This window comes from Ruegeria sp. R13_0, assembly GCF_017743995.1.
In the GTDB taxonomy this organism is placed as follows: domain Bacteria; phylum Pseudomonadota; class Alphaproteobacteria; order Rhodobacterales; family Rhodobacteraceae; genus Ruegeria.
On sequence record NZ_JAGHRB010000001.1, the window covers coordinates 312,235 to 329,342 of the forward strand.

General features: G+C 60.3%; 12 protein-coding genes and 1 riboswitch. Of the genes, 10 read left to right on the plus strand and 2 right to left on the minus strand.

Annotated elements, in window-relative coordinates; all coding sequences use genetic code 11:
• The first annotated feature begins 108 nt into the window (after nt 1-108).
• A riboswitch (SAM riboswitch) is annotated at nt 109-186 on the plus strand.
• 65 nt (nt 187-251) lie between these two features.
• From metZ to J7394_RS01565, 5 genes are all read left to right on the plus strand, one after another.
• Nucleotides 252-1,442: an O-succinylhomoserine sulfhydrylase gene (metZ, locus tag J7394_RS01545; RefSeq protein WP_209250459.1), complete on the plus strand. Its 1,191-nt coding sequence runs from the start codon at nt 252-254 to the stop codon at nt 1,440-1,442.
• Between the two features lie 205 nt (nt 1,443-1,647).
• Nucleotides 1,648-2,751 (plus strand): GTP cyclohydrolase FolE2, encoded by a 1,104-nt coding sequence (folE2, locus tag J7394_RS01550; protein ID WP_209250460.1) that lies wholly within the window; start codon nt 1,648-1,650, stop codon nt 2,749-2,751.
• A gap of 280 nt (nt 2,752-3,031) precedes the next feature.
• Nucleotides 3,032-3,799: a hypothetical protein gene (locus tag J7394_RS01555; RefSeq protein ID WP_209250462.1), complete on the plus strand. Its 768-nt coding sequence runs from the start codon at nt 3,032-3,034 to the stop codon at nt 3,797-3,799.
• Nucleotides 3,800-3,850: 51 nt separating this feature from the next.
• Nucleotides 3,851-5,299, plus strand: coding sequence for a TrkH family potassium uptake protein (locus J7394_RS01560; RefSeq protein ID WP_209250463.1), 1,449 nt, complete (start codon nt 3,851-3,853; stop codon nt 5,297-5,299).
• Entirely contained in the window at nt 5,299-6,873 is a 1,575-nt protein-coding gene (locus J7394_RS01565; protein WP_209250465.1) for a 5-guanidino-2-oxopentanoate decarboxylase, read from the plus strand. The genes J7394_RS01560 and J7394_RS01565 overlap by 1 nt, the downstream gene beginning before the upstream one ends.
• A gap of 60 nt (nt 6,874-6,933) precedes the next feature.
• Here the strand turns inward: J7394_RS01565 and J7394_RS01570 are convergent, their stop codons facing one another.
• Entirely contained in the window at nt 6,934-8,673 is a 1,740-nt protein-coding gene (locus tag J7394_RS01570) for a serine protease (RefSeq protein WP_209250466.1), read from the minus strand.
• Between the two features lie 205 nt (nt 8,674-8,878).
• Between J7394_RS01570 and J7394_RS01575 the strand changes: the two genes are divergently transcribed.
• Nucleotides 8,879-9,808: a glycine--tRNA ligase subunit alpha gene (locus tag J7394_RS01575; protein WP_209250467.1), complete on the plus strand. Its 930-nt coding sequence runs from the start codon at nt 8,879-8,881 to the stop codon at nt 9,806-9,808.
• A gap of 8 nt (nt 9,809-9,816) precedes the next feature.
• On the opposite strand, the gene J7394_RS01580 is transcribed toward J7394_RS01575, so the two are convergent.
• Nucleotides 9,817-10,449 (minus strand): MarC family protein, encoded by a 633-nt coding sequence (locus J7394_RS01580; RefSeq protein ID WP_209250468.1) that lies wholly within the window; start codon nt 10,447-10,449, stop codon nt 9,817-9,819.
• Nucleotides 10,450-10,528: 79 nt separating this feature from the next.
• Between J7394_RS01580 and J7394_RS01585 the strand changes: the two genes are divergently transcribed.
• The 4 genes from J7394_RS01585 to J7394_RS01600 all read left to right on the plus strand — a co-directional run bounded on the left by J7394_RS01585 (nt 10,529) and on the right by J7394_RS01600 (nt 17,081).
• Nucleotides 10,529-11,059: a DUF6446 family protein gene (locus J7394_RS01585; RefSeq protein WP_209250469.1), complete on the plus strand. Its 531-nt coding sequence runs from the start codon at nt 10,529-10,531 to the stop codon at nt 11,057-11,059.
• A gap of 8 nt (nt 11,060-11,067) precedes the next feature.
• The gene (gene gltS / locus J7394_RS01590; protein ID WP_371811916.1) at nt 11,068-12,270 is read left to right on the plus strand and encodes a sodium/glutamate symporter; all 1,203 of its coding nucleotides are present in this window, start codon (nt 11,068-11,070) and stop codon (nt 12,268-12,270) included.
• Nucleotides 12,271-12,279: 9 nt separating this feature from the next.
• The gene (gene glyS / locus J7394_RS01595) at nt 12,280-14,451 is read left to right on the plus strand and encodes a glycine--tRNA ligase subunit beta (protein WP_209250470.1); all 2,172 of its coding nucleotides are present in this window, start codon (nt 12,280-12,282) and stop codon (nt 14,449-14,451) included.
• 68 nt (nt 14,452-14,519) lie between these two features.
• Nucleotides 14,520-17,081, plus strand: coding sequence for a putative PEP-binding protein (locus J7394_RS01600; protein ID WP_209250713.1), 2,562 nt, complete (start codon nt 14,520-14,522; stop codon nt 17,079-17,081).
• Nucleotides 17,082-17,108: the final 27 nt, after the last annotated feature.

Here is a 17,108-nt window from a genome sequence, read left to right on the forward strand (position 1 = left end):
TGGTGCCGCTTTGTCATGACGCTATGACGTTTCCATGAATGAACGATTACAGAACCGTGACGTTGCAGGTGTCGGGCTTGACGAATTCGCAACTGCGGCGTAAGGGCAACAACACCACGTGGCGATTTGTTACCGGATTGCGGGCCACGCTAAATAACACCGCTAAAAGGTCAGGATGAAAGGCCCCTTTCGCTTGACCGCGTCTGGGGTTTTTTTGATGCGCCTCGGGGATCGAGGCCGAAAGGAATGACATGAGCGAGAACTGGACCAAACGCACCCAAGCCGTCCATGGCGGCATCCGTCGCAGTCAGTACAACGAGGTGAGCGAAGCGATCTTCCTGACCCAGGGCTTCGTATATGACACTGCCGAACAGGCCGAGGCCCGGTTCTTGGAATGTGGCCCGGATGAGTTCATCTATGCCCGCTACGGCAACCCGACTGTGTCGATGTTCGAACAGCGCATCGCCGCGCTGGAAGGGGCCGAGGATGCGTTTGCCACGGCGTCCGGCATGGCAGCTGTCAATGGTGCGTTGACCTCAATGCTGAAGGCGGGGGACCATGTGGTCTCGGCCAAGGCGCTGTTCGGGTCGTGCCTCTTCATTCTGGAAAACATCCTCACCCGCTATGGTGTCGAGGTGACGTTTGTCGATGGCACCGATCTTGACCAGTGGGAGGCGGCGATCCGCCCGGACACAAAGGCCGTGTTCTTCGAATCCATGTCGAACCCGACGCTCGAGGTGATCGACATTGCTGCCGTTGCGGAACTGGCCCATTCGGTCGGAGCTTTGGTTCTGGTGGATAACGTGTTCTCGACCCCGGTGTTCTCGCGCGCGGTCGAACAGGGCGCGGATGTGGTGATCTATTCGGCGACCAAACATATCGACGGGCAGGGCCGGGCGCTGGGCGGTGTGATCCTTGGCACCAAGGAGTTCATCCGCGGCACGGTCGAACCCTACATGAAACATACCGGCGGCGCGCTCAGCCCGTTCAGCGCGTGGATCATGCTGAAGGGTCTTGAAACGATGGCCCTGCGGGTCAACGCGCAGGCCACAACAGCGCAGGCCGTGGCCGAGGCGCTGGAAGGCCACTCGGCGCTGGAGCGGACGCTGTATCCGGGCCTGAAAACCCATGCGCAGAATGCTCTGGTGCAGACGCAGCTGGGGGGCAAGGGCGGAACCGTGCTGTCGCTGGACATCAAGGGCGGCAAGGACGCAGCCTTTGCGTTTCTCAATGCGCTGACGATCCCGGTGATCTCGAACAATCTGGGGGATGCGAAATCCATCGCGACCCATCCGGCAACCACAACCCATCAACGTCTGAGCGACGAACAGAAAGATGAACTGGGCATCACACCCGGTCTGATCCGCCTGTCCATTGGTCTTGAGGATGCAAACGATCTGTTGGCCGATATCCAGCACGCATTGGACGTTTCGCAGGGCTAGCAGGTGTCGTTATAGACAGAGGGGCGGTGCAACCTGCCTCTCTGATCCACCGAGGTTAGCGTAAACTGTGTCGTTGCCGCGCGCAGAATGCCGGATTTACGCTGGGTTTTTTCGATCCATCCTGTTAATTGGCCCGTATCGGGTTAAACTGGATACTGAACTTCAGCCGTCTTAATTTCGACGGCCAACCGAGGAACCTCAGCCTATGAATGTTCACCCCCGTGACATTGACGACGCCCCAAACCGGGAACAGGCCGCTGAAGCGCTGAAATTGCTACGGCAATGGGCCAAGACCGCGCCTGCGGCCGAGATCAGCCAGCTGGACCCGTCCTTGGCGCGTCTCGTGCCCGGCATGTCGGCGGTGAACTATCCCGCGCTTTCGCGTGACTACCCCGAGGATTTTGTCGCGGATGAGGCGTACCGGGCCACATTGCCCGACCTGCAAAACGGCCCGTCCAGCCTGATCCGGGGGGCCAAGCAGCAGATCCAGCACGTGGGCATCTCGAACTTTCGCCTGCCGATCCGTTTTCATCGCAAGGATGGGGATGACCTGACGCTTGAGACTTCGGTCACCGGCACGGTGAGCCTTGAGGCCGAGAAGAAGGGCATCAACATGTCCCGCATCATGCGGTCCTTCTACAAACATGCCGAGCGGACCTTCAGCTTTGAGGTGATGGAAGCGGCCCTGAGCGACTATCTGACTGATCTCGACAGTTTCGACGCGCGCCTGCAGATGCGCTTTTCCTATCCGGCCAAGGTTAAAAGCCTGCGCTCTGGCCTCGAGGGCTACCAGTATTACGACATCGCGCTGGAGCTGATCGAACAGAACGGTGTGCGCCAGAAGATCATGCATCTGGACTATGTCTATTCCTCGACCTGCCCCTGCTCGCTGGAACTGAGCGAGCATGCCCGGTCGCAGCGCGGACAGTTGGCGACGCCGCACTCGCAGCGCTCGGTCGCGCGGATTTCGGTGCTGGTGGATTGCGACGCTGATTGCCTGTGGTTCGAAGACCTGATCGAGCTGTGCCGCCGTGCCGTCCCGACCGAAACGCAGGTCATGGTCAAGCGTGAGGATGAACAGGCTTTTGCCGAGTTGAACGCGGCCAATCCGATCTTTGTCGAAGATGCTGCGCGCCTGTTCTGTGCGGAACTGCTGGCCGATCATCACGTGGGCGATTTCCGTGTGATCGCCAGCCATCAGGAGAGCCTGCACAGCCATGATGCGGTCTCGATCCTGACGGAAGGGCCTACATTTGCGGCCTCCAGCCTTGATCCACGTCTGTTCACGACCTTATTCCACGTGGGCTAACCCTGCGGGGATGCGGAAAATTTAGCCGCGTCTTCTTCTAAACAGCGCTTTTTCGCCGCAATGCAGCGAAATTTGCTGCGTTTGCGCAGTAATTGGGCTATGAAGGCAGGGAATGCAGCTGCCGCTTGCCCGTTTGTACGGGTGTGCCGCCCCCGGAAGGAAGCCGAGACGTGCGACGCCTTGGACTGCAAGACCCCGCCAACCGCCCGAGTGATCGGCGCGGGCTGGGCATCCCTCTCTCAGAGTTCCGGCTGCATCGCATTTACAGGAGAGACATGTCATGAACCCAATTTCCCAACCGTTGGAGCTGCAGGCGGCTGCAATGCGCGTGGCTGGATACGCCGTGGTCAGCCAGATGAAGATTATGCAGATCATGGCCCGGTCGGCCATGGAACTGCCGATGGCGCCCTTGCACGCGCTGCGCAATACAGCATCGGAGCCGGCGCCGGCCAAACCTGCAGCAAAACGTGCGACGGCACCTAAACCTGTTGCCAAACAGGCTGCAAAACCTGCTCCGGCCAAGCGGGCCTCGACTGCCAAGAAGGCGCAGCCCAAACCCGCTGCATCGAAGCCCAAGGCGGAACCGGTTGCAAAATTCACCGCTAAACCACGCACGGCGACGAAACCAGAAGCCGCCAAAGCTGCCCCCGCACCGGCGACGCCTAAACCTGCGGCTAAGGCAGCCCCGGCTGTAGCAAAGCCCAAAACGGCTGATAAGACGACCCCGGCAACAGCAAAGACAAAACCAGCGGCCAAGGCAGTGCCTACACCGGCGACATCCAAACCCGCGGCCAAGGCTGCCCCTGCGTCCGCAACACCTAAACCTGCGGCCAAGGCAACTCCGAAACAGACCGTGGCTAAAAAGGCGGCACCGGCCAAAGCTCCGGCGACCCCAAAGCCTGCGCCGAAAACGGCCGCCAAGACGCCAAGTGCACCGGCCAAAGCGGCTGTAGCCACGACAGAGGCCCCTAAACCGGCCCCTCGCAAGACGCGTGCGCCATCTAAACCGCCGGCGATGCCAAAGGTTGCTGCGAAAACCGACGAGTAATCGGGGTCATCTGCTTGACACGGTCGGGCTGGCGCGCCAACGCTGCGCGTCATGATGGATCTTCGCCCGGTCGGATATGTGATTGGCATGCTGGTCGCCATTCTGGGGGCGACCATGCTGCTGCCTATGCTTGCCGACATGATCGAGGGGCGAGGCGAGTGGCATGTCTTTCTTGAAAGCGCGATCATCACCGTACTGACCGGCGTTGTCCTTGCGCTGAGCTGCGCCAATGGCGTGGGCGAAGGTCTGACCATCCGCCAGACCTTTTTGCTGACCTCGGGTGTCTGGGTGGCGCTGCCGGTGTTCGGAGCAATTCCGTTTCTGTTTGGCGAGACCGAGCTGCGCTTTGTCGACGCCTATTTTGAGGCGATGTCAGGCCTGACCACCACCGGATCGACCGTGATTTCGGGTCTGGATGACCTGCCGCAGGGCCTGCTGCTGTGGCGAGGAATCCTGCAATGGCTGGGCGGCATCGGGATCATCGTTGTCGCTATGGTTTTCCTGCCTGAGCTGCGGGTCGGTGGTATGCAAATCTTCCGCTCGGAAGGGTTTGAAACCATGGGGAAAATCCTTCCCCGCGCACAGGAGATCGCGGGCCAGATCTCATTAATCTATGTGTTTCTGACGCTAGCCTGCGGCCTTGTCTATGCGGCCGTCGGGATGGGGTTCTTTGACGCGACGGTCCACGCCATGACGACCATCGCAACGGGCGGATTTTCGAACTACGACAGCTCATTTGGAACCTTCAGCGGCCCGGCGGAATACGCGGCCTCGGTCTTCATGATCCTCGCGGCATTGCCGTTCGTGCGCTATGTGCAACTGGCCAATGGCAACACCTCGTCGCTATGGCGGGACAGTCAGATCCGCGCCTTTCTGGCAACCATTCTGGTACTGGTCGTGGTGATGTCGGTGTTCCTGACTTCGGTCTTCCCGCACCATTGGGAAAGTGCCCTGCGCGAGTCGTTGTTCAACATCACCTCAATCATCTCAGGCACTGGCTATGCGAGTGTCGACTACATGCTCTGGGGCAGCTTCCCGATCATGCTGTTCTTCCTGATCGGTCTGATCGGAGGCTGCGCCGGATCGACCGCCTGTTCGATCAAGGTGTTCCGCTATCAGCTTCTGTTTGCATCGATCAAAACGCAGATCCGGCGCATTCGATCACCGCATGGGGTGTTCGTACCGCTTTATGACGGGAGGCCCGTCAGCCGGGACGTTCTGACCTCGGTCATGAGCTTTTTCATGTTCTTCGTCCTGTCGATGGGGATTTTGTCCTGGGCGCTGGCGCTGACCGGGCTGGACTTCATCACATCCGTTTCAGGTGCCGCGACAGCGCTGGCCAATGTCGGACCGGGCCTAGGGAACCAAATTGGCCCGGCGGGTAATTTTGCCGGTCTAAACGACACCGCAAAATGGTTGTTGACCGCAGGCATGCTGGTCGGCCGGCTCGAGTTGCTGGCCGTCTACGCAATCTTTACCGTCCAATTCTGGAGAGACTGATGAAAAGACCCCTTGGCGCGCAAATCTCCCATATGCTGAGGGATCGCGGCGTGGATGTGATTTTCGGCATTCCAGGCGTCCACAACCAAGAAATGTATCGCGGCATTGAAGAGGCCGGGATCACACACGTGTTGGCTCGGCACGAGCAGGGCGCCGGGTTCATGGCCGATGGCTACGCGCGGGCGACAGGTAAGCCGGGCGTTGCCTATGTCATCACCGGTCCCGGGCTGTGCAACATCATGACGCCGATGGGGCAGGCCTATAGCGACTCGGTCCCGATGCTGGTGCTGTCATCCTGTCTTGATGAGACGCAGGCGCAGCGCGGTCAGTTGCATCAGATGAAGGACCAGCAAGGGGCGGCGGGCACGGTTGCGGATTGGTCGGCGCAAGCGAACACCGCTCGGTCTGCCTACGGTCTGGTCGAGCGCGCGTTTGAGGAATTCGAACTCTCGCGCCCGCGGCCAAAGCACATACAGGTGCCGATTGCTCAGCTTGAGGGCGATGCCGATCCCGCGCCATTCCCGAACCAACCGGCCTTGCGCCCCAAGGTGTTTGCACCGGATGTTGCGCCGGTTGTGTCCTTGCTGAACATCTCCAAACGGCCTTTGTTCATTCTGGGTGGTGGCTGCAAATCGAACGAATGGCGGCAAATCCTGACCCAACTGGGTGCGGCCTGTTTCACGACTTACGCAGGGCGGGGAATGGTCGGTGTGAACTATCCGCTGGATTTCGGGGCGATGCTGCCTCGGCCCGGCAGCGCCGAGGTGATCGCCTCAGCCGATCTGGTGATCGCCGTTGGGGCCGAGCTGGGTGAGGTTGATCTCTGGCGGGAAGAGCTTGGTCATTCGGCGCATCTGGTCCGCGTCGATCTGGACACCGAGGTGCTGTCAGACCGCCATCGCGCCGCTGTCAAAATTCAGGCCGATAGCGCCAGCTTTGCCCGCGCTCTGTGGGCCGTTACAGAAAGCGCCAAACCTGCGGCAGGCTGGAACGCTGAGGAAGTTGCCGAGACCCGCACCCGCTGGCGGGCCGAGGTTGATGCAGAGCGCCCAGGTATCGTTCCGGTCGCAGACGCGCTGCGCGCCGCGATGCCCGCCGACACCATGATCTATTCGGATATGACCCAATTCGCCTATGCCGCGAAAGAGGTCTGGGACATGGCCTATCCCCACCATTGGCACCATCCGACCGGCTTTGGCACTTTGGGCTATGCTCTGCCCGCTGGCATCGGTGGGGCAGTGGCGCGGCGCGGGCGGCCAACGGCGGTGATCGCAGGGGACTATGGGTTCCAGTACACGATGCAAGAACTGGGCGTGGCGGTGGAGCTTGGCCTGCCGTTGCCGATTATCCTCTGGGACAACGGCAAGCTGAAAGAGATAGAGGACAGCATGGTCCGCAGTCAGATTGCACCTAACGCCGTTGTAGCGCGTAATCCTGATTTCTGCAAACTGGCCGAGGCGTTCGGGGCGCTGTCCAGTGCGCCCAAAACTCTGGATGAGATGCAGGAGGCGGTCAAAGCCGCGTTTCAGGCCTCGGGGCCGACATTGATCTATGTGACGCCGGACATTCTGTAGTCAAGAAACGAGAAAGCCGCCGCGCAGATGCGCAGCGGTTTTTTCAGTTTTGGGGCATTGTTAGTCCCAGCAATGCACCAGAACAGTCATCCCATTGGCGCGGCGGCTCAGTTCATTGGGTGAGATTTCGGTCGTCTCTTGCGCCGCTTGGCCCGAGATGCCCGCTTGCGTCAGGACATCATTCAGCCCTTGGGTCGAAACCGCCAGACTGACCGAGCCGGGCAGGGTGCGACCCTCGGACGGGGTGGGCAGAAGCATGCCGACAACGCTGCCGCTGTCGTCAAAGACCGGACCACCGGCATCGCCCGGTTGGGCAGCCAGAGCGAGGCGCTTTACAACGGATTCACCGTTCAGGCCGCGCACGTCCGCGATCTGGCCGAAGGTCAGCGTCGGTGCCCCCAAAGCCCCTTCGTAAGAGAAACCTGAGACCGCGACCTCTGATTGAATACGCGGCTGGTCTGAGCGGAACTCGGCCACGTTGATCGGTGCCAAAGACTTGCGCGGGCGCAGGACAGACACGCCCAGATCGGCATCCGTCCAGGCCACTTGAAGCTCCTGATCGCCATCCAGCGTCACACGGCTGCAGCTGTCGGCGGCCTCGGATACGGTCAGGACAGTGCCGGACGCATCCGCAAAGAAGCCTGAACGGGACAGGCGCGGTTTGCGAACCTGAAGACCCGAGACCAGATCGACGCGCTGCTCAGCATCTGCGCCTGCGCTGGAATCCAGAACCGCGTCGGTGGTGGCAAAGCTGGCCTTCATCGCAGCCAGAACACGGGCGCGGCGAGCCTCATCACCCTCGGGCCAGACCAGCGTGAAGCCTTTGATCTTGCCATCTTTCAGCGCCGCTTCGGTGTAAGAGACGATGCCTTTGCCGCGCCCTTCCAGAGTAAAGCGATCACCGCGCAGCTCTCGCGGGCCGTCCAGCGGCACGATTTCCAGCGACTGCATCACCTCATAGAGCGCGCGCAGGGTGGATTTGCCGCCCTCCTGACTGATCAGCAGCGCCTGTGCGTTCAGGTCAGAGGTGCTTTGGAAATGCGCAAAAGGGGCCTCATAGCGATCAAAGGCGATGGCCTCCAGCGGCAGACCAACTGTGATCCCGGCCTGCTCGTCAGTGTATCGTGCCATTCCGACGCTGATTAGCGGCGCGTTATAGTCCTCAATCAATGCGGCGCGTTGGACAGTGGTCAGAACGCCGGTCGCCTCATATCCGTTGAAGCTTTGCCAGTCGGCCATGGAACGGCGCGTGCCTTGGCCGAAGGCTCCGTCTATGGTCGAGTTATAGAACCCCGCGGCCTGAAGGGCTGTCTGCAGGTCCTTGCGTTCCTGCGACGTCAGCAAACGCTCAGATTGAAGCGCCTGGGCACGGGTTTCATCCGAAGGCTGCGGGGTTGCGCCTGACAGCGTGTCAATAGTGGGTTGTTCGGGTTCTACCGGCGGGGCAATGGTGCCCCGGTTCAACACATTCGCCCCGATCGGCCAGTACTGCTGGCCTAGGGAACTTGAGAAGGTGATGAAACTGTCGCGAGGAATTTGTCCTTCGGCGCGGTAAACCCGCAGCACCTGTTCTGCGTCGCTGCGCAGATAGGGGCCGATCACAATGGCGTACCAACCGCTGCCCAGGCGAAAGCCGTTCACGTCGGGAAGCGCGCGGGCATAAACCTGCGCACGATCCTGCGCCTCACGCAGGGATGGCTGCGCTTCGACTTGAACCCAGACGCCCTGATCTTGCTGGGCGGTTGCGGCGCGCAGGCCGACCAAAAGAAACAATAAAATTGCCGTAAATACTCGTGTCATTTTCTGCCCGTTTATGCAGTTTTGATGCTTTTGCTCAGAATACCCGATTTCGGGTGGCGAAAGCCATGGCGAGAATGCGGGGAATTTGCGGTGTGGCAGCGCAGATACAGCAGGGACCTATTGGCCCGTTGACGCCCCTCGGCCCCTTGCATAGGAAGGGCCAAACCCATCGGAACCGGGCGCAGGCGCGCCCAAAGGGAATGTCATGACCGATCAGTCCAGCGCACCTCGTTCTTTTCAGGAGATCATCCTGCGGCTTCAGACCTATTGGGCCTCGAAAGGCTGTGCGATTCTGCAGCCTTATGACATGGAGGTGGGCGCTGGCACGTTCCACCCGGCGACCACCTTGCGGGCTCTTGGGTCCAAAGCTTGGGCCGCGGCTTATGTCCAACCCTCGCGCCGTCCGACCGATGGGCGCTATGGTGAGAACCCGAACCGTTTGCAGCACTACTATCAGTATCAGGTTCTGATCAAACCCAGCCCGCCAAACCTGCAAGAGCTGTATCTGGGCAGCCTCGAGGCCATCGGCATCGACATGGAGCTGCACGACATCCGTTTTGTCGAGGACGACTGGGAAAGCCCGACCCTCGGCGCGTGGGGCCTAGGGTGGGAGGTCTGGTGCGACGGTATGGAAGTCAGTCAGTTCACCTATTTCCAGCAGGTCGGTGGTCATGACTGCGCGCCGGTCTCCGGCGAGCTGACTTATGGTCTGGAGCGTCTGGCGATGTATGTGCTGGGCATTGACCACGTGATGGACATGCCGTTCAACGACCCTCAGTCCCCAAGCCCGCTGACATACGGTGATATCTTCAAGCAGACCGAAGAGGAATACGCCCGTTGGAATTTTGATGTGGCGAATACTGAGGTTCTGCTTCGTCATTTCGAAGAGGCCGAGGCTGAATGCGCCACCATTCTGGCGCAAGAGCATGATGATCCTAAGTCAGGCAAGCGCATCGTGATGGCGCACCCGGCCTATGATCAGTGCATTAAGGCCAGCCACATATTCAACCTGCTGGACGCGCGCGGGGTGATCTCGGTAACCGAACGCCAGGCGTATATAGGCCGTGTCCGGGCGCTGGCCAAGCAGTGTGCGGATGCGTTTGTCCTGACCAAGGCCGCCGGGTACGAGGCCTGATGCAGCGTTCAGGCCAATCCGGGCAGCAATGCCTTGAGGCCGTCAGAAATCATGCCGATAGCGATGGCCGACAGGATCATGCCCATGAAGCGGCTCATGATGACGCGCGCGTTGCTCGAAAGACGTTTGGACAGCCAAGGGGCATTCCAGAAGGTGAGCAGAAGCAAGGCAACGACTGTCAGGAATACACCCGCAAAAACAACAGCTTCAAGTGGTTTGTTGACGTGATGCGCGTACAGGATCAGGGTCGTGATCGTGCCCGGACCAACCAGAATGGGAAAGGCCAGCGGGTAGAACGCGACCGTGTCGGGCGCAGGATAGGCCTCTTTTTCGCCGTCCGTCCCGTGATGCGAGGTGCTTTCGTTGCCGTTCAGCATATTCAGGCCGATCATCAGCACAACCAAGCCTCCGGCGACGCGCAGATGGTCCACGCTGATTCCGAACAGGCTCAGCGTCTGACTGCCAATGGCCGCGAACGCGCCGCCCAAGACCAGGCAGTAGAGCGCCGTTTTAACTGCGACTTTGCGTTGATCCGCAGGGGGCAGGTCCTGCGTAACACTCAGGAACACAGGCAGGTTGGTTATCGGGTTCATGATCGCAAACAGCGCACCAAAGAACCCAACAGCGAGGGTCGATTCCATGAAAACACCCTTGTGGTTTCCAGTTTCCACCCGAAACCTGTCCGATTTTTCAGGAACTTGAAAGAGGCAGCCTAAGACAATGACGGGAAAATTGCTTGCGATCATTCTGGGGCTTTCGGCCGTGCTTGCCGGGGCGGGCATGTATTACCTGCAAGTCTACGGCTTTTACTATGAGGTCGAACCCAAGCCCGGACAGGACGTCGCCCTCTTGCCCGTGGGCGGTGAGGCTCCGCAGCCAATTGCCTATTCTTCGTTTCAGGCAATTGATGCCGATAGCTCTCCGATCCGGTATCGGGCTTGTTTCAACACGGATATCTCTAAGGAACAGCTGTCCGGCTTCATACCGGTCGAGAATGCCGAGCCCCTGACCGCTCCGGGTTGGTTCGATTGCTATGATGCAGTCGCCGTGGCCGAAGCGTTGAAGACGGGGCAGGCGCAGGCCTTCATGAGCGCGAAGAATATCCACTACGGGGTCGACCGCATAGTTGCCATCACGCTGGACGGAAAGGGCTATGTCTGGCATGCACTGAACAATTGTGGTGAGAAAGCCTATGACGGCACTGTCGTTGGCGAGGAATGTCCGCCGAGGCCGGAGGAGACAGATCAGTGATCGAGGAAATGCTGCAAATTCCCGATTTTCTAACAGCGACAATGGGATTTGCGGTGTACCTCATCGGCGCCGAGATCAACGCAAGGGTGGCGGTTCTGCGCCAGTTCAACATCCCCGAACCGGTGACCGGGGGCCTGCTTGCCTCGGTGTTCTTGCTGATGCTGTACCTGGTTTTCGGCATCGAGATGAGTTTTGGCCTGGCCGCGCGTGATTTCCTGCTGGTGGTGTTCTTCGCAGGGATCGGGCTGAATGCGCGGTTGTCTGATCTGATAGCAGGTGGCAAGCCTTTATTTCTGTTGTTGGTTTTGACCCTCGTCACGATCGTTCTGCAAAATGGGGTAGGTGCGGCCGGGGCTGTGGTCTTTGGCTACCCTGCGCAGGCCGGGGTTCTGTTCGGATCCGCCGCTTTGATCGGTGGGCACGGCACGGCGATTGCCTGGGCTCCGGAAGTTGGCGAAGTCACCGGACTGGTTGGTGCGACCGAACTGGGCGTCGCTGTGGCGACGCTGGGTCTGGTGCTGGCAGCTTTGGTCGGGGGACCCATTGCACGGTTCCTGGTTGAGGGAAAAGACCTCACCCCTGAACGGCCGGAAGAAGAACACACGGTTGGTTTGCCCGACAAGCCAAGCGAAGCCGCCGCGAAAGTGGATCATCTGACCATCATGCGGGTGATGTTGTATCTCAACGTCGCGATTGTTGCGGGTTACTTTCTGCATCAGGTGATTGCAGCCGCCGGGTTGAAGCTGCCATTGTTCGTGCCCTGCCTGATCATGGGGATCGTCATTGCCAACCTGCGGGCCGCGCTGTTTCCCAAAGCCCCTCCTGTTGCGCGGACGCCCTCATTGGCGCTGATATCCGAGTTCTCTCTGGGCGCGTTCCTGGCAATGTCTCTCATGAGCTTGCAACTGTGGACCATCGCCGAACTCGGGATGGCCATCGTTGTCATCATGACCGCGCAAACCCTGCTGACCGTTGTGTTTGTCATCTGGATTTTGTTCCCCGTTATGGGTTCAAACTATCGGGCCGCGGTGCTGGCTGCGGGGTTCGGAGGCTTCGCCTTGGGCGCAACCCCCACCGCTATCGCGAATATGACGGCGGTAACCAAGCGATATGGTCCATCGCCTATTGCCTTTATCGTGCTGCCCCTTGTATCCGCATTCTTTGTGGATATCGCCAATGCCATCGTCATCCAGACGATCGTAAATTTCTAAGGACCGAAAATGCCCGACCTGCTGATCGAATTGTTTTCCGAGGAGATCCCCGCGCGTATGCAGACCCGCGCGGTTGAGGACCTGAAAAAGCGGATCACCGATGGTTTGGTCGAGGCCGGTTTGACCTATGCCTCCGCCGCCGCCCTGACGACGCCGCGCCGTCTGACCTTGGCGGTCGAAGGCCTGCTGGCCGAGAGCCCCACGATCCGCGAGGAACGCAAAGGTCCCAAGGTCGGCGCGCCGGACAAAGCCATCGAAGGCTTCCTGCGCGGCGCTGGTCTGACCCGCGACCAGCTAGAGGAACGCGACACCCCCAAAGGCGCGGTCTATTTCGCCCAGATCGAAAAGCCCGGACGCCCGGCGGCTGCGATCGTGGCCGAAGTGCTTGAGGCCACGATCCGCAACTTCCCATGGCCCAAGTCGATGCGCTGGGGTTCCGGCCCGATGCGGTGGGTGCGGCCTCTGCACTCGATCCTGTGCATTCTGACCGATGAGGCCGGCGCGCAAGTCGTTCCGCTTGAGGTCGAAGGCATCACCTCTGGCGACACGACCGAGGGCCACCGGTTCATGGCCCCGAACCGCTTTGCCGTCACCTCGTTCGAGGATTATGCCGCCAAGCTGAAACGTGCCTTTGTGGTCCTGTCGCCCGAGGAACGCGCCGAACATATCTGGAACGATGCCCAGAACATGGCCTTTGCCGCCGGTCTGGAAGTTGTCGATGACAAAGGCTTGCTGGCCGAGGTCGCTGGTCTGGTTGAATGGCCCGTGGTGCTGATGGGGCAGATCGACGAGGAGTTTCTGGAACTGCCGCCCGAGGTGCTGCAGACCTCTATGAAAGAGCATCAGAAGTTCTTTTCCGTGAAGAACCCCAAAACCGGCCGGATCGAGCGTTTCATCACCGTCGCCAACCGCGAAACCGCTGACAATGGCGCGACCATTCTGGCGGGGAACCAGAAGGTCCTCTCGGCCCGTCTGGCGGATGCGAAGTTCTTTTGGGAGAATGACCTGCGCATCGTCAAATCCGACGGGTTCGAGCCGTGGGTCGAGCGTCTGAACACGGTGACTTTCCACGCCAAGCTTGGCTCTCAGGGCGAACGGGTGGAACGTATCGCCGCCCTCGCGCATGAACTGGCCCCGGCGGTCGGGGCGACTCCGGCCTTGGCGATGATGGCCGCACAGGCCTGCAAGGCCGATCTGTCCTCCGAGATGGTGTTCGAATTCCCTGAGCTGCAAGGCCTCATGGGCCGCTACTATGCCGAGGCCGCCGAGTTGCCGCCCGAGGTGGGGCAAGCGAGTGAAGAGCATTATTCGCCCCTTGGCCCGTCCGACGATGTGCCCACCGCGCCGGTTTCGGTGGCCGTGGCTTTGGCCGACAAGCTGGATACGCTGACCGGGTTCTGGGTCATTGATGAGAAACCGACCGGCTCGAAAGACCCGTTCGCGCTGCGACGTGCTGCGTTGGGGGTTATTCGGTTGACTTTGGAGAATGATATTCGGGTTAGCTTGTTAGATTTTGCTTCAATACAAATCGAACGCCATTCGGAGCAACATGCCGAAAGGAAAAAGCAAGAAGCAAGCCTCTCTGGTGGCGTTAATGTGCTCGGTGCCGGGCTCGTCCTTGCCAAGATAGGCGGTCGCGACGTGGTAAGACCTGCTCCTGAGTTATTGGAGTTCTTCCACGACCGCCTCAAAGTCTTCCTCCGCGACGAGGGCATCCGCCACGACATCATCGACGCCTGTATAGCGATGGAGGGGAATGACGACCTCAACCTGCTGGTCAAACGCGCTCGCGCACTGAACGCGGTGATCGCGACCGAGGATGGGGAAAACCTCGTGCAGGGGTTCAAGCGCGCCAACAACATCCTGACGCAGGCCGAAGAGAAGGACGGGGTCGAATACTCCTACGGAGCGGATGTGAAATTCGCCGAGACCGACAGCGAAAAGGCTCTGTTCGCGGCGCTTGATGCGGCGCAGGCGCAGATTGATCCGGCGCTCAAGGCCGAAGATTTCCCGACTGCGATGGCGGCCATGGCCGCGCTGCGCGGGCCGGTGGATGCGTTCTTTGAGGATGTGCAGGTTAACACTGACAATGACATCCTGCGTCGCAACCGTCTGAACCTGCTCAGCCAGATCCGCTCGGTCTGTTCCAGCGTTGCCGATCTGACAAAGATCGAAGGCTAAAGCTCCGGGCGCGCGGATTTGCGTGCCCAGATCACCCTTGCGTGACCGGCGCAGGGGCCTATGCTGCGGTGAAACCAAAAGGTGCCGCAGTGCAGAATAATCCGCATACCACGCTCATCACACCCACCGCACCCGTTGCCCCGCACACCCATGGGGGGCGGGCAAAGTGCCTGCAACGTCTGGTCCGGTTGGAGATGCCGGTGCCGCGCACGGTCGCGTTGTCGTTTGACGCAGTGCAGCGCATCGCCGAGGGACAAATCCCCGATCTGGCCGCAATCCTTGAGCAATTCGAGCCGACGGCCTTGTTGTGTGTGCGCCCCAGTTCCGAGGACCCCGATTGGGGCGGCCCCGGCGCGGTTCTGAATATCGGAATGAACGAAGCGCGGTTTGCCGAGCTGTCGAACTCGATGGGTGATGAGCCTGCCGCAGCCATGTATCTGCGCTTTGTGCAAAGCTATGCGATCCATGTGGCGCGTCTGGATGCGGATGTGTTTGACGAGATCGACGAGGATGGTGTCGTAGGTCTCAAGCGCACTCTGCACGCCTATGAGGATGAGACCGATGAGGTTTTCCCCGAGGATCGTGGTGAGCAGCTGATTGGCGTTCTGCGCTCGATGGCGCGGGCGTGGGATGGCACCTCAGCGCGCCTGTTGCGTCAGGCCAAGGGCGCTCCGGCCGATGCGGGGCTGGGGCTTGTCATCCAAGAGATGATCCCGGGCGTCGGGCAGGGCGAATGCGGCTCGGGTGTGTTACAACTGGTGGATCCGACAACCGGTATGCCTCAGATCACCGGACGGTACCTGAGCCAGAGCCAGGGGCGGGATGCGTTGGGTGAAGACGTCTCGGCGCTGTATCTTGAGAAAGACCCGCGAGGGCCGTCTCTGGAAGAAGTGGCGCCCAGTGCTTTTGCCGATCTGAAGGCTCAGGCCGCTTTGATGCGCGAGAAGCTGCGCGAGGAAATGCAGGTCGAATTCGTGATCCAGAACGGCAATGTGCATATTCTGGACGGTGTGCGCGTTCAGCGGACCTCGCGCGCGGCGATGCGAATTGCGGTGCGGTTGGCTGAAGACGGTATCATCCCGCCGCAAGAGGCGGTGATGCGCGTGGACCCTCATGCATTGAACGAACTGCTGCACCGGCAGGTCCATCCTGAAGCAGAGCGAGATGTGCTGACCACCGCAATCGGCGCAAGTCCGGGGGCATCGACCGGCAAGATCGTGTTTACGGCCGCCGAGGCGCAAGCCAGCGCCGCGCGGGGTGAGGCCTGTGTACTGGTGCGCCGTGAAACCTCGCCCGAGGATGTGCGGGGTATGCATGCCGCCGTTGCCGTTCTGACCGAAAAGGGCGGGATGACCAGCCATGCCGCCGTGATCGGGCGGGGTTTGGGTCTGCCCTGTATCGTCGGCGCGTCCGAGATGCGGTTCCAGACCAAGAAGAAAATGCTGACAACCCCGGATGGACGGGTGTTCAAGACCGGTGACATTCTGACGATCGACGGAAGCTCGGGGCAGGTTCTGGCGGGGCAGCCCGAGATGCTCGAGGCCGCGCTGGACGACTGTTTCCAGACTCTTATGGGCTGGGCGGATGCCGAGCGGGACATCGAAATCCGCGCCAATGCCGATACCCCTGCGGATGCGCAAACCGCGCGGAATTTTCAGGCGCAGGGCATCGGCCTATGCCGGACCGAGCATATGTTCTTTGACCCCGGTCGCCTGATCGTGATGCGCGAGATGATCTTTGCCCAGACCTCATCCGGTCGAGCGGCCGTGTTGGAGCGTTTGCTGCCCATGCAGCGCGACGACTTTGTGCAGCTTTTCCGTATCATGGAGGGGCAACCGGTCTGTATTCGCCTGTTTGACCCGCCGCTGCACGAATTCCTGCCCACCACCCGCGGCGGCCAACGCGAATTGGCCGAAGCACTGGATCTGCCTGTTTCGGATGTGGAGCGTCGCGTCTCCGCAATGACCGAATACAACCCGATGCTGGGTCTGCGCGGCGTTCGCCTGGGCGTTACGGTCCCGGAAATCTACGACATGCAGGCTCGCGCGATTTTTGAAGCCACGCTTGAGGCCCGCAAGAACGGCGCGCCGGTCGTGCCCGAGGTGATGATCCCTCTGGTTTCGGCCAAGCGAGAGGTCGAGTTGGTAAAGTCCCGCATCGACTCGGTGGCGGCCGCTGTCGCAGCGGAAAAGGGGCAAGAGTTTGAATACCGCCTCGGCGTGATGGTCGAAACACCACGTGCTTGCCTGCGCGCTGAAGAGATTGCACCAAACACCGCTTTCTTAAGCTTCGGAACCAATGACTTGACTCAGATGACTTATGGTCTGTCACGCGATGACGCGGGGCGTTTCATGTCGGCCTATGTTCGGCAGGGCGTGTTTACCGAGGACCCGTTCCATGTTCTGGACGCGGACGGGGTTGGCGAATTGCTCAAGCTCGGGTCTGAAAGGGGGCGCGCGGCACAGCCCGATGTGACCCTTTCGGTCTGCGGCGAACACGGCGGAAACCCCGAATCAATCGCTATTTGTCGCGATCTGGGTTTTGACTACGTGTCCTGTTCTCCGTTCCGGGTACCGGTCGCTCGGCTGGCTGCCGCTCAACTGGCGATTTCGTCCAGACTTGGGGGTTGACAGCAGCCTGAAACCCCATGATTAGTG

Coding starts and splice junctions, on each gene's coding strand:
- J7394_RS01575 (WP_209250467.1), top strand. CDS start 8,879: ATGACCGATCAGTCCAGCGCACCTCGTTCTTTTCAGGAGATCATCCTG.
- J7394_RS01580 (WP_209250468.1), bottom strand. CDS start 10,449: ATGGAATCGACCCTCGCTGTTGGGTTCTTTGGTGCGCTGTTTGCGATC.
- J7394_RS01565 (WP_209250465.1), top strand. CDS start 5,299: ATGAAAAGACCCCTTGGCGCGCAAATCTCCCATATGCTGAGGGATCGC.
- gltS (WP_371811916.1), top strand. CDS start 11,068: ATGCTGCAAATTCCCGATTTTCTAACAGCGACAATGGGATTTGCGGTG.
- metZ (WP_209250459.1), top strand. CDS start 252: ATGAGCGAGAACTGGACCAAACGCACCCAAGCCGTCCATGGCGGCATC.
- glyS (WP_209250470.1), top strand. CDS start 12,280: ATGCCCGACCTGCTGATCGAATTGTTTTCCGAGGAGATCCCCGCGCGT.
- J7394_RS01570 (WP_209250466.1), bottom strand. CDS start 8,673: ATGACACGAGTATTTACGGCAATTTTATTGTTTCTTTTGGTCGGCCTG.
- folE2 (WP_209250460.1), top strand. CDS start 1,648: ATGAATGTTCACCCCCGTGACATTGACGACGCCCCAAACCGGGAACAG.
- J7394_RS01555 (WP_209250462.1), top strand. CDS start 3,032: ATGAACCCAATTTCCCAACCGTTGGAGCTGCAGGCGGCTGCAATGCGC.
- J7394_RS01585 (WP_209250469.1), top strand. CDS start 10,529: ATGACGGGAAAATTGCTTGCGATCATTCTGGGGCTTTCGGCCGTGCTT.
- J7394_RS01560 (WP_209250463.1), top strand. CDS start 3,851: ATGATGGATCTTCGCCCGGTCGGATATGTGATTGGCATGCTGGTCGCC.